This is a genomic window from Klebsiella pneumoniae complex sp. WS1778, assembly GCF_049472055.1.
GTDB classification, from domain to species: Bacteria; Pseudomonadota; Gammaproteobacteria; order Enterobacterales; family Enterobacteriaceae; genus Klebsiella; species Klebsiella quasipneumoniae.
Map to the genome: position 1 here is coordinate 177,875 of NZ_JBKGTJ010000003.1, position 11,640 is coordinate 189,514.

At 60.0% G+C, this 11,640-nt stretch carries 10 protein-coding genes and 1 pseudogene; 3 read left to right on the forward strand and 8 right to left on the reverse strand.

All coding sequences use genetic code 11. The features are described 5' to 3' along the window. Positions 1 to 78 precede the first annotated feature (78 nt). On the reverse strand, positions 79 to 1,062 hold the full coding sequence (gene ebgR / locus ACLEXF_RS15370) for a transcriptional regulator EbgR (RefSeq protein WP_009485173.1): 984 nt from the start codon (positions 1,060 to 1,062) through the stop codon (positions 79 to 81). Positions 1,063 to 1,269: 207 nt separating this feature from the next. On the opposite strand from ebgR, the gene ACLEXF_RS15375 reads away from it, so the two are divergent. Then, positions 1,270 to 1,602, forward strand: coding sequence for a tRNA-binding protein (locus ACLEXF_RS15375; RefSeq protein ID WP_048295612.1), 333 nt, complete (start codon positions 1,270 to 1,272; stop codon positions 1,600 to 1,602). Between the two features lie 41 nt (positions 1,603 to 1,643). On the opposite strand, the gene ygjG is transcribed toward ACLEXF_RS15375, so the two are convergent. Next, complete coding sequence (gene ygjG, locus ACLEXF_RS15380) at positions 1,644 to 3,023, reverse strand: putrescine aminotransferase (protein WP_032426172.1); 1,380 nt, start codon at positions 3,021 to 3,023, stop codon at positions 1,644 to 1,646. 257 nt (positions 3,024 to 3,280) lie between these two features. Further along, positions 3,281 to 3,835, reverse strand: coding sequence for a PadR family transcriptional regulator (locus ACLEXF_RS15385; RefSeq protein WP_043520961.1), 555 nt, complete (start codon positions 3,833 to 3,835; stop codon positions 3,281 to 3,283). Positions 3,836 to 4,073: 238 nt separating this feature from the next. On the opposite strand from ACLEXF_RS15385, the gene ACLEXF_RS15390 reads away from it, so the two are divergent. Further along, a complete protein-coding gene (locus tag ACLEXF_RS15390) occupies positions 4,074 to 4,850 on the forward strand; it encodes a siderophore-interacting protein (RefSeq protein WP_072206923.1) in 777 nt (258 codons plus the stop codon). Positions 4,851 to 5,004: 154 nt separating this feature from the next. Here ACLEXF_RS15390 and ACLEXF_RS15395 read toward each other — a convergent pair whose 3' ends face one another. The 5 genes and pseudogenes from ACLEXF_RS15395 to ACLEXF_RS15415 form a co-directional block, all read right to left on the reverse strand. Then, positions 5,005 to 6,654, reverse strand: a complete 1,650-nt coding sequence (locus tag ACLEXF_RS15395) for a glycerone kinase (RefSeq protein WP_043520960.1) — start codon at positions 6,652 to 6,654, stop codon at positions 5,005 to 5,007. A gap of 74 nt (positions 6,655 to 6,728) precedes the next feature. Continuing rightward, positions 6,729 to 8,150: a dihydroxyacetone kinase phosphoryl donor subunit DhaM gene (dhaM, locus tag ACLEXF_RS15400; protein WP_060656495.1), complete on the reverse strand. Its 1,422-nt coding sequence runs from the start codon at positions 8,148 to 8,150 to the stop codon at positions 6,729 to 6,731. Positions 8,151 to 8,160: 10 nt separating this feature from the next. Next, on the reverse strand, positions 8,161 to 8,793 hold the full coding sequence (dhaL, locus tag ACLEXF_RS15405; RefSeq protein ID WP_017899726.1) for a dihydroxyacetone kinase subunit DhaL: 633 nt from the start codon (positions 8,791 to 8,793) through the stop codon (positions 8,161 to 8,163). Positions 8,794 to 8,803: 10 nt separating this feature from the next. Beyond that, positions 8,804 to 9,874 carry a dihydroxyacetone kinase subunit DhaK gene (gene dhaK, locus ACLEXF_RS15410; protein WP_004206091.1) on the reverse strand — a complete coding sequence of 357 codons (1,071 nt, stop codon included), beginning with the start codon at positions 9,872 to 9,874 and terminating at the stop codon, positions 8,804 to 8,806. A gap of 173 nt (positions 9,875 to 10,047) precedes the next feature. After that, positions 10,048 to 10,232: pseudogene (locus tag ACLEXF_RS15415) on the reverse strand (hypothetical protein). A gap of 251 nt (positions 10,233 to 10,483) precedes the next feature. Here ACLEXF_RS15415 and ACLEXF_RS15420 point away from each other — a divergent pair. After that, complete coding sequence (locus tag ACLEXF_RS15420; protein WP_080936088.1) at positions 10,484 to 11,581, forward strand: glycerol dehydrogenase; 1,098 nt, start codon at positions 10,484 to 10,486, stop codon at positions 11,579 to 11,581. Positions 11,582 to 11,640: the final 59 nt, after the last annotated feature.

Here is an 11,640-nt window from a genome sequence, read left to right on the forward strand (position 1 = left end):
CTTACCCGGCCTACAGAGTGGCGTTCCGGCCAGGACCGGTAGCCCGGCTAAGCGTAGCGCCGCCGGGATGTGGTTGGATTAACGGGTGGTTCCGCGCAGCTTCAACACGCTGGGAACAAAAACGTTAAGCGGCAGGGCGCGGCCATCGCGGGCCTTCTCGATCAGCAGGTTCACCCCCTGGCTGCCCATCATTTCGGAGTGGATCCGCACCGTCGACAGCGGCGGGAAGGTAAAGCGCGCGGTGGGGATATCGTTGACGCTAATCAGCGAAATATCTTCCGGGATCGCCAGCCCGCGTTCGTGAATGGCGCGCAGCACGCCGATGGCGATGGAGTCCGAGGCGACAAACAGCGCCCGCGGAAACTCCGCTTGCGCCAGCATCTGCTTCGCCAGCTCATAACCGGACGAGCTGGAAAAACCGCCGCGCCAGATATCATCGGCTGAAACCACGCCCTTCAACTGGCCGTACTCCACAAACGCCACTTCACGAATATCGGCCTTGCCGGGCTGGTCCTGGCCGCCGATAAATCCAATACGCGACGCGCCTTGCTGGATAAAGAAGTCGACCACCTCTTTAGCGATACGTACCAGGTCGATATCCACCGCATCGTACGGGCTACCGGCTTCGTGGAAATCAATAAAGCAAATATTGTCGGTCAGCGCGCTGGCGGTCTCGCGCAGCTCGCGCGTCGGCTGGCCGATAATCAATACGCCGGTGACCTTTTTCAGCTCGGGCAGGGTGTTATTGAGATAGCAGTTGGTGAGCTCGATGGCGAGCTTTTCGCATTGGGTTTCAATACCGTGGCGAATGGCAAGATAGTAAGGGTCGTTAATTTCCAGCTCTTGCTGGTAGCTATACAGCGCCAGGATATGATGATGGCCGACGGGTAGGACCTGGGTTTTACGCGCGCTGCTGCTTTTATACTCCAGCTTCTCCGCAATCTCCAGAATACGATGCTTGGTCTCTTCTTTTACATTCAGGGTGGGATCGTCGTTTAACACCCGGGAAACCGTCGCCAGCGAAACACCCGCTTCGGTCGCAATGTCTTTTAGCGTTGCCATCTTTTTCCTTTATCGGACGTTGCCCATGTTTGCTCATCCATTGTAAAGCAAGCGTCGCGTCCTGCACCTTATTTCAGTAAAAAACGCCTGCGTGGGAGGGCTATTTTCCCCGGCGATAGCGTGACAGAAGTAGCATTATTCTCAGTATCATGCAGACGAACGGCAAAAATTTGCTATCTTTTAGTAAAAATTTACTAGAGGTGAGAGATGGATACCGTAGCTTACGCTGATTTTGCCAAACTGGAGATGCGCGTCGGCAAGATTGTCGAGGTGAAGCGCCATGACAATGCTGACAAACTGTACATTGCGCGGATTGATGTCGGCGGCCGCACGCTGCAGACGGTCACCAGCCTGGTGCCCTACTACAGCGAAGAGGAGCTGCTGGGGAAAACGGTGGTGGTGCTGTGTAATCTGGCGAAAGCCAAAATGCGTGGTGAAACTTCTGAGTGCATGCTGTTATGCGCAGAAACCGAAGACGAAAGCGAAAGCGTGCTGTTGACGCCGGAGCGCGTCATGCCGGCAGGCGTGCGGGTGGTATAACGAAAATACCCTCTCCCGACCGGGAGAGGGTTGTGTGTGAATTACGCCTCTGCAACCGAGACGCGCAGAGCCGCCAGCGCCTTACGCGCCGCCTTCAGCACCTGCTCGCACTGCTCAAGGGTGAGCGTCAGCGGCGGTTCAACGCGGATCGTCTTGGCGTTGTTTAACGTCCCGGCGACCAGCACCCGCTGCCTGAACATCTCGCTGGCAAAGTCGTAGCCAATCTCGTTATCGACAAACTCGATGGCCATCAGCATGCCTTTCCCGCGCACATCATTCACCAGGTCCGGATACTCCTGCGCCAGCAGGCGGAAACCGTCCAGCAGTATATCGCCTTTCTGCGCCGCCTGCGCCGGCAGGTTTTGCGTCAACAGCACGTTGATGGTCGCCAGCGCCGCCGCACAGGCCAGCGGGTTGCCGCCGAAGGTGGTGGTGTGCAGGAACGGGTTGTCGAACAGCACCGAGAAGACCTCCTCCGTAGCCACCGTCGCGCCGATCGGCATCACGCCGCCGCCGAGCGCTTTCGCCAGACACAGGATGTCAGGCTGAACGTTCTCATGCTCGCAGGCGAACATCTTGCCGGTGCGGCCCATACCGGTCTGCACTTCGTCGAGGATCAGCAGGGCGCCAAACTCGTCGCACAGTTTGCGCACCGCCGGCAAATACCCCGTCGGCGGCAGGATCACCCCCCCTTCGCCCTGAATCGGCTCAAGGATCACCGCCGCGACGTCGTCGCCGGTTTTCTTGCACTCGCTCAGCATGGTGCGCATGGCGTTGATATCGCCGAACGGCACATGGCGGAAGCCCGGCAGCAGCGGCATAAACGGTTTGCGGAAAGTCGACTTGGCGGTGGCCGACAGCGCCCCCAGCGATTTGCCGTGGAAGGCGCCGCTGGTGGCGATGAAGGTGAATTTACCTCGCGGCGACTGATAGGCTTTCGCCAGCTTGATGGCCGCCTCTACCGATTCGGTACCGCTGTTGCAGAAGAAGCTGTACTTCAGTTTGCCGGGCGTTAAGGCCGCCAGGGTTTTCGCCAGCATCGCGCGTAGCGGGTCCAGCAGTTCCTGACTGTGAAGCGGTTGTTTCGCGAGTTGATTCTCGACGGCGGATACCACAACTGGATTACGGTGCCCTACATTGAAGATGCCAAACCCGCCAAGGCAGTCGATAAACTCCTGTCCCTGGGTGTCGACAAGCGTATTTAACCCTCCCGCTTGCCACTCTACGGCTCCGTAATCCCCGCCGGCTGTGACCGATTTTCGATACTCTAAAAACCCCGGATTCACATGCTCTTTAAAGTATTCTCTAACCTCCTGGTTAAGTGCTTTCATTTCCTCATGGTCAAGCGTGCGCTTTTCAATGAGATTCAGTGCGTGTGCGCTGCAGGCCAGAGCCGATGCGCTGGAAGGTAACCTGTTCAAAATGTGCTCCTGGGGCGGACGTATCACACGATACTGGATTAAGTATTGCAGGGATTACGCCAGTTCGGCAGAAGCGGTGAAAATCGGGATAAATGCAAAGTAAAAGACGAAATGTGTAAAATTTAATCTCATGGCGCCATTATTGGCACGTTTTATTCCTGAGCTGGCGAGATTTTCTGCCTTGCGGCCTTTAGCGGGACGATCCGTCGTGGTGCGGGCTGCCCCAGCGCGGGGCAGCCGATGGTGAGAAAAGAGGCTTAGTCTAGCTGGGATATTTCCATCGCCGCTCGGTCGATAATGCCAATGATCTGCTTGAGCTGGGCGGCGCTGCTGGCCTGCTGGTTCACTTTCAGGTCGAGGACCGCTTTGAAATTCTCCAGCGCGCGCTTCATCTGCGGATCTCTGCGCAGCTCGCAGCCGACCATCCGCGCCTGCAAACGCTCCTGGATATGGGCCAGGTGCTCCTGGTTCTCCGCGTGCAGCTGTTTCCCCTCTTCGCTGATGACGATTTTTTTGCGTCCGTTGTCGTCTTCCACGCTGATAAGGCCCTGGTCCTGGAGCAGATCCAGCGTCGGGTAGATCACCCCCGGGCTGGGGCTGTAGTTCCCCTGGGTGAGGGTTTCGATCTCTTTGATCAGCTCATAGCCGTGGCTGGCGCTGCGACTGAGGATGTCCAGAATAATCAGCCGCAGTTCGCCGTGGCCAAAGAAACGCTGGCGACGTCCGCCGCCGCGGCGGCCATGTTCGCCGTGTTCGCTGGGATCGCTGTGGCGCCCGCGTGGCCCACGCCCCTCTTCATGATGATGTCGCATGGTTACCTCTCGTTGTTTTTTGATATATCTAATTTATATCTAAAAAGTGAATATTCGCAATGCAACTTACGATTTATTTTTTAATGCTTTGATATTTATATATTTATTTTTGATATACGTATTTTAATGCGGTTTGTTTTGACTATATCAAAAAAAGACTTGCATTCTTTTTAGTTGGCAATCATTATCATTTGCATCGAGTTTAGATATATCTATTTACTGTTCACGAAGGCGATCGATGATGACAAAAACCAAAGCAGACAAGTACCCGCAGCGTGTCCGCAATGAGCTGCGTTTCCGTGAGCTGACGGTGCTGCGCGTGGAGCGCGCAGGCGCGGCCTTCCAGCGCATCGTGCTGGGAGGCGAGGCGCTGGAAGGTTTCGTTTCCCGCGGCTTTGACGACCACACCAAGCTTTTCTTCCCGGAGCCGGGCGCGGCGTTTGCGCCGCCGCAGGTGACCGAGGAGGGGATCGACTGGGGTGAGGGCGTGCGGCCTGCTACCCGCGACTATACGCCGCTGTACGATGCCGAACACCATGAGCTGGCGTATGACTTCTTTATCCACGATGGCGGAATTGCCAGCCGCTGGGCGCTGGAGGCAAAAGTGGGCGATAAGCTGGTGATCGGCGGTCCGCGCGGCTCGCTGGTGGTGCCGGAGGATTACGCCTGGCAGTTATATGTCTGCGATGAGTCCGGTATGCCGGCGCTGCGTCGTCGCCTGCTGGGATTGCGTCAGCTGGCGGTGACGCCGCAGGTGACGGCCATCGTCACTATCGCTGATGCGTCATATAAAGATTATTTGGCGGATCTCGACGGCTTTAACATCGAGTGGGTGGTGGGCCACAATCCGGCGTTCGTCGCCGAGCGTCTGGCCCAGGTGAAGGTGCCGGCGGAGGATTATTTCATCTGGCTGACCGGTGAAGGCGCGGTGGTGAAATCGCTGCTGGCGCGCTTTGAAGATGAGAGCATCGATCAGCAGCTGGTGCGTTCGCAGGCGTACTGGCACAGCAAGTAAAAAGCCATCGTGGTAAAACCCGGATAGCGGCGCGTAGTGCCTTATCCGGGCTAACCGCGATGCCGTTTTTTGTCGGGTGTCGGCTAACGCCTTACCCGACCTACCCTTCGGCGCTGTGACGTTGCCCCGGTAAGCGCAGCGCCACCGGGGAGGCTTATCGTTCCGCCAGCGCCTTAAACACCATCGCCACCGCGTGGGCGCCTGGGTCCATGTTGCCGAGCAGGCTGTCGCTGTTGAGATAGGACGCTCGTCCGGCGCCGGCTTTGCTCGACTGGCAGGTGCGATCCGCGCCGGCCTGCGCCGCGGCAAAAGCGGCCTGCAGGTTCTCCGGTTCGGCCAGCAGCGCCGTCAGCGCCGGCTGCAGAGCATCGATCATTGTCCGGTCGCCTTCATCGGCGCCGCCGTAAAATTTCATCTGCTCCAGACCGGCGTTCAGCGCCTCGGCCACGCTGGCGCCTTGCTCCAGTTTCTGCCCGGCAGCGGTGAAGAAGATCGACATCAATACCCCGCTAGAGCCGCCCATCACCACCGTCAGGCGTTCGCCCGTGAGCGCGAACAGCGTGGGTAGATCGTTGAGCGGCAGCTGCTGGCGCTGCAGCAGGTCGGCAATCTCACGCGCCCCGGCGGCGAAGGTGGAGCCGGTATCGCCATCGCCCACTTTGGCATCCAGCGCGTTGAGATGATCTTCAAGCCCGACGAGGGTGCTGGTCACCTGCGCGACGTAATCGCCCACCTGCGGGTTGGCAGAGGGCGTAAAGTCGACGCGTGCGCTGGCGAGAGTGGAGGGCATGATGTTAACTGTCCGCGGCTGCACCGGCCGTGGCCAGCCGGCGGTTTCCACATCCGCCAGCAGCGCTTTCTCAATACTCTCTTCCAGCACGATGGCGCTCAGCGAGAAACCCTTCATATCCAGGGCCGTCACCAGCGAGGCCGGGCCAATCAGCCAGTCAACGCGCGCCTGTAGCGGCGTGTTAGCCAGTTCGCGGGTCAGGATCGCCATTTCGGCCACCGACACGCCGCCGAGGTTATTGAGCATCACCGCCAGACGGCCGGTTTCCGGCAGGGCGGCGGTCAGTTTTTCCACCATCAGGTTGATGATGTCCGCACTGTTTTGCGTGGCGATGGTGGAGGCGCCAGGCTCGCCGTGGATGCCCATTCCCAGCTCGGCGTGACCGGCCTGATGGCGCGGCGCGCTGTCGGCCTCCTGTGGCAGATGGCAGCTGGCCAGCGCCACCCCGATGCTGGCGGTGTGGTTGGCGGCGTACCGCGCTTCGCGCAGAACGGTGGCGAGGTTGTAGCCGCGTTCGGCAAAATAGCCCGCCACCTTATGGACGAACAGCGTACCGGCGATGCCCCGCGGCTGTTTGTTATCCGGCAGCGAAATGTCGTCGCCAACGATCAGCATTTCCACGTTGTAGCCAAGACGGCGCGCTTTCTCCGCCGCCAGGCCGAAGTTCAGTCGGTCGCCGGTATAGTTTTTTACGATCAGCAGGCAGCCCGCCTCGCCGGTCACCGCCTGAATGGCGGTAAGCACCGCGTCGACGCTCGGCGAGGCGAACAGATCGCCACAGACTGCGGCGGTCAGCATGCCTTTACCAATAAAGCCGACGTGCGCCGGTTCGTGGCCGGCGCCGCCGCCGGAGATCACCGCCACGTTGTTTTTATTCAGGTCGCGACGGACCACCACCCGGATCGCCGGGTCGCTCTCCAGCCGGGCGAGGTTATTCCACGGACTGGCGATGATGGTTCCCTCAATCACATCGTTGACGAGGCTGGCGCGCTGGTTAAAAAAGAATTGAGACATAGTGGTTCCTGAAGAGTAAGCGAAAACTCACCCTCCGGAGGCAGACCTCCGGAGCGGTAACGGTCAAAGTGGATTTAGTGGCGGATAAGGCGCTGGTGGCGCATATCGAGCGCGATGGGCTCGCCGGGCTGCACGCTGTTCAGCGCCTCGCCCTGCTGGCACAGCCAGGCGATCCCCGCCGCGCGGGCGATAATCGCGCCGTGGGCCTGTTCGCTGCCGTCGCGCAGGCACAGGCCTTTGACTCGACTGGCATCCAGTTGCAGGACGGTCGACGGGAACATGTTGTCGGCGATAATAATGGTCGGCTCGCCGGGCGTCGGCAGCGTCTCCTGAACGTCCTGCAGATGGCGCAGGGTGCGCTGCAGAATATCTTCGATATCGATATAGCGCGCCTGCAGATAGGGATCATCCAGCTGGCGATACTGCTGGCTGAGCTCCATCAGCACCTGATGCCACGCCCATTCCGCCGAGCACGGCTCGGTGAGCAGACGATCGTTGGCGGCATCAAACAGATCCTCATCGTCGAGCAGGGTGTGGTGCCCGGCGAAAATCGCCGCGATGTCGGCGTTAAATTTATTCTCCGCCAGCTCGGTCAGGGCGGTGAGCTCCGCCAGCGTCTGGTCGATGGCCCGGCGCAGTCGCTGCTGCTCGCGGGCGACATCGGCGGCGGCCGGACGCACCGGTTGGATCAGGGCCAGCGGATAGCGCAGCGCGATGCCTTCGACGCGCCCGGAGGCGGCCGGGGCTGCTGCCGGTTGCGCCGCAGGCGATTCGCCGAAGTTATCGGCGGCCAGCGCCTGAAACGCCGCCAGCGCCGCATCGGCCTCTGGCCCACGGGCCAGCAGGCGCAGCTTGTCGTTGCGTCGCACCTGCAACAGGGCGATTTGGTTGAGGCTGTCCGGTTTGACGCACTTCCCGTTTTTCTCCAGCAGCAGATCGGCGTTAAAGCCTGCCAGCGCGGCGACCAGCTTCGACGCCGGACGCACGTGCAGGCCGTTGTGGTTCTGTATGACCACCGCAAGCGATTTGCTGTCGCCATCGTCGGCAAGCGTCGGCGTCGGGGCGGCGTCAGGGGTTGGCGAAGGTAAACCCAGCTGGATCCGTTTGGCCTCCAGGGCGTTCATGGCGTCGGCGATCACTTTGTCGATCCCGGCGCCGGAAGCGGCGCTGACGGTGGCCGCCAGCGTCCCCTCCACCAGCGGCGCGGCGCACAGCCGCACCTTCGCGGCAATCGCCGGATCGAGCAGATCGAGAGCGGTCTCGGCGCTGAGCAACGCGCTGCCGATATCCATCATCACCAGCACATGGTCGGTGTCGGCGACGGATTCGATCGCTTCCATGACCTTGATCGGGTCGGTGCCGATCGGGCTGTCGGGGTCGTCGATCCCGGCGGCGATCGCCAGCTTGCAGCCGTCGTTGATTAACATCTGCCGGGCCAGTTCTCCGACACCTTCGCCCAGCCGGGCGCTATGAGAAACAATAACCAGGTTTACCATCGCGATTTCCTTACTCTTTGGCCGCGGCGGCCAACATCTGCATCATAAACATCACTGACGTGGCGCCCGGATCCTGATGGCCGATGCTGCGTTCGCCAAGGTAGCTGGCGCGGCCTTTGCGCGCCTGCATGGTGATGGTGCTGTGGGCGCCGGCTTCCGCTGCTTTGCAGGCGGCATCCAGCGCGGCGGCGATCGACAGGTGCTGCTCGCTGGACTGGCGCAGGGAGTCCACCACCGGCAGCCAGACGTCGCACATGGTTTTATCCCCCGGCTCCGCTTTGCCGCGGTTGACGACGCCGTCCGCGCCTTCGCGGATCATCAGGTACAGTTCGTCGAGCGTCAGGCTCTGGTGAGCCTGAGTGACCTGCGCGGCGCGAATGAAGAAGGTGCCGAACAGCGGGCCGCTGGCGCCGCCGACGTTGGAGAGCAGCGTCATGCCGGTGTTTTTGAGGATAAAGCCAATATCTTTATCGGCAATCGACGGCAGCTTTTCCACCACCTTGCTGAAGCCGCGGTGCATGTTCAGGCCGTGATCGGCATCGCCGATCTCTTTATCGAGGCCGGTGAGAAAATCGCTCTCTTTGGTGAAGATATCGCCGCAGCGGTACAGCCAGTCGACGATTTGCGTTCTGTTCAGTGACATGTCGTGCTCCTTAGTTTCCCCAGTTCAGCGCCGGGGTATGAACCGGGGCGTCCCATAGCGCCAGCGTCTCATCATCCACTTTCAGCAGAGTGATGGAGAAGCCCGCCATATCCAGCGAGGTGCAGTAGCTACCGACGAGGTTGCGTTCGATGATGATGCCGGACGCTTCGCAGCGCTGGGCGAGACGGTGATACACGCCGTACAGTTCGGACAGCGGGGTGGCGCCGAGGTTATTGACCAGCGCGATGACCCGGTCGCCGTTTTGCAGCGCGGTTTTGCTCTGCTTCACTTCCTGCCACGCGCCCTTGACGGTATCCCACTGGCGCAGCGTGCGGCTATAGGCGCCATTCTCCAGCAGGGTATCGAACATCTCATCGACGGTTTGGTCCAGCGAGCTGAAGCGACGGCGGTCGATGCCCGGCTCGCCGTGAATGCCGACGCCGAACTCCATTTCATCGTCCTGCAGGGTAAAGGAAGGTTGTCCGGCGGCCGGTACGGTGCAGGCGCCGAGGGCGATGCCAATGGAGTGGCCGAGATTATTCAGGCGGCGCCCCAGTTCAGCGCAGGCCTCCAGCGAATCGCCGCGCTCGGCGGCGGCGCCGACCAGTTTTTCGATCAGTACGGTATTGGCGACGCCGCGGCGGCCTGCGGTATAGAGACTGTCCTTCACCGCCACGTCGTCGTCGACCACCACGGTGGTGACTTTAATGCCGCTCTCATGCAGCAGCTCGGTGGCGGTTTCGAAGTTCAGGATGTCGCCGGTGTAGTTTTTGATAATCAGCAGGACGCCTTCGCCGCCGTCAATCTGCATCGCGCATTCGAACATTTTATCTGGCGTCGGCGAGGTGAAGATTTCCCCCGGGCAGGCGCCAGAAAGCATCCCCTGGCCGATATAGCCGCAGTGCATTGGCTCATGGCCGCTGCCGCCGCCGGAGAGGAGAGCGACCTTGCCGGCCACCGGCGCATCGGCGCGGGTGACGTACAGCGGGTCCTGATGCAGGGTAAGCTGCGGGTGGGCTTTAGCCAGCCCCTGTAATTGTTCATTCAGTACATCTTCAACACGGTTAATCAGCTTTTTCATTATTCAGTGCTCCGTTGGAGAAGGTTCGATGCGGCCTCTCTGCTGGCGGAGGCGGTCATCGCGTAGGGGTATCGTCTGACGGTGCAGCGTGCCTGGCGATATGATGATTCTGGCTGAGCGGACGAAAAAAAGAATGCCCCGGCGATCGGGTTTCATTACGAAACATCGCCTGCTTATTTTGTTTCTTTATGGAACGTTTTTGCTGAGAAAACGGTGAAAATGCGAGCTAGCGCGCTTTTTTTCACCTGCTTTAAGCCCCGGTCATCGCAGCCGGCACAGTAGGCGGAAAAAATTTTTCGCTGATTTTCACGCAGCTGCGCGGGAAAAGCCTGCCGCTAAAGGGGGATGGTAGGGGAATTATGCGGCAGAGGAGCGGATCGGGATCGCAATCCTGACGGAGAACAGGGCTTTTTGTTCCAATATGGAACGTAAAAATTTAACCTGTGTTTCATATCAGAACAAAAAGGCGAAAGATTTTTTTGTTCCCTGCCGGCCCTACAGTGATCGCACTGCTCCGGTACATTCCGTTGAGGCCGCGCTTTACCGGCCGGCGCGGATAACGCCAGGGCTCATCATGTCTACATGCGCACTTATTTGAGGGTGAAAGGAATGCTAAAAGTTATTCAATCTCCAGCCAAATATCTTCAGGGTCCTGATGCTGCTGTTCTGTTCGGTCAATATGCTAAAAACCTGGCGGAGAGCTTCTTCGTCATCGCTGACGACTTCGTGATGAAGCTGGCGGGGGAGAAAGTGGTGAATGGCCTGCAGAGTCACGATATTCGCTGCCATGCGGAACGGTTTAACGGCGAATGCAGCCATGCGGAAATTAACCGCCTGATGGCGATTTTGAAAAAACAGGGCTGCCGCGGCGTGGTCGGCATCGGCGGCGGTAAGACCCTCGATACCGCGAAGGCGATCGGGTACTACCAGAAGCTGCCGGTGGTGGTGATCCCGACCATCGCTTCGACCGATGCGCCGACCAGCGCGCTGTCGGTGATCTACACCGAAGCGGGCGAGTTTGAAGAGTATCTGATCTATCCGAAAAACCCGGATATGGTGGTGATGGACACGGCGATTATCGCCAAAGCGCCGGTACGCCTGCTGGTCTCCGGCATGGGCGATGCGCTCTCCACCTGGTTCGAGGCTAAAGCCTGCTACGATGCGCGCGCCACCAGCATGGCCGGGGGGCAGTCCACCGAGGCGGCGCTGAGCCTGGCCCGCCTGTGCTATGATACGCTGCTGGCGGAGGGCGAAAAGGCCCGTCTGGCGGCGCAGGCCGGGGTGGTGACCGAAGCGCTGGAGCGCATCATCGAGGCGAACACCTACCTCAGCGGCATTGGCTTTGAAAGTAGCGGCCTGGCCGCCGCCCACGCGATCCACAACGGTTTCACCATTCTGGAAGAGTGTCACCACCTGTATCACGGCGAGAAAGTGGCCTTCGGCACCCTGGCGCAGCTGGTGCTGCAGAACAGCCCGATGGACGAGATTGAAACCGTGCTGGGCTTCTGCCAGCGCGTCGGCCTGCCGGTGACCCTCGCGCAGATGGGCGTCAAAGAGGGGATCGACGCGAAAATCGCCGCGGTGGCGAAAGCCACCTGCGCGGAAGGGGAGACCATCCACAATATGCCGTTCGCGGTGACCCCGGAAAGCGTGCACGCCGCTATCCTCACCGCCGATCTGTTAGGCCAGCAGTGGCTGGCGCGTTAATTCGCGGTGGCTAAACCGCTGGCGCCGGTCAGCGGTTTTTCTTTCTCCCCTCTGGCAGT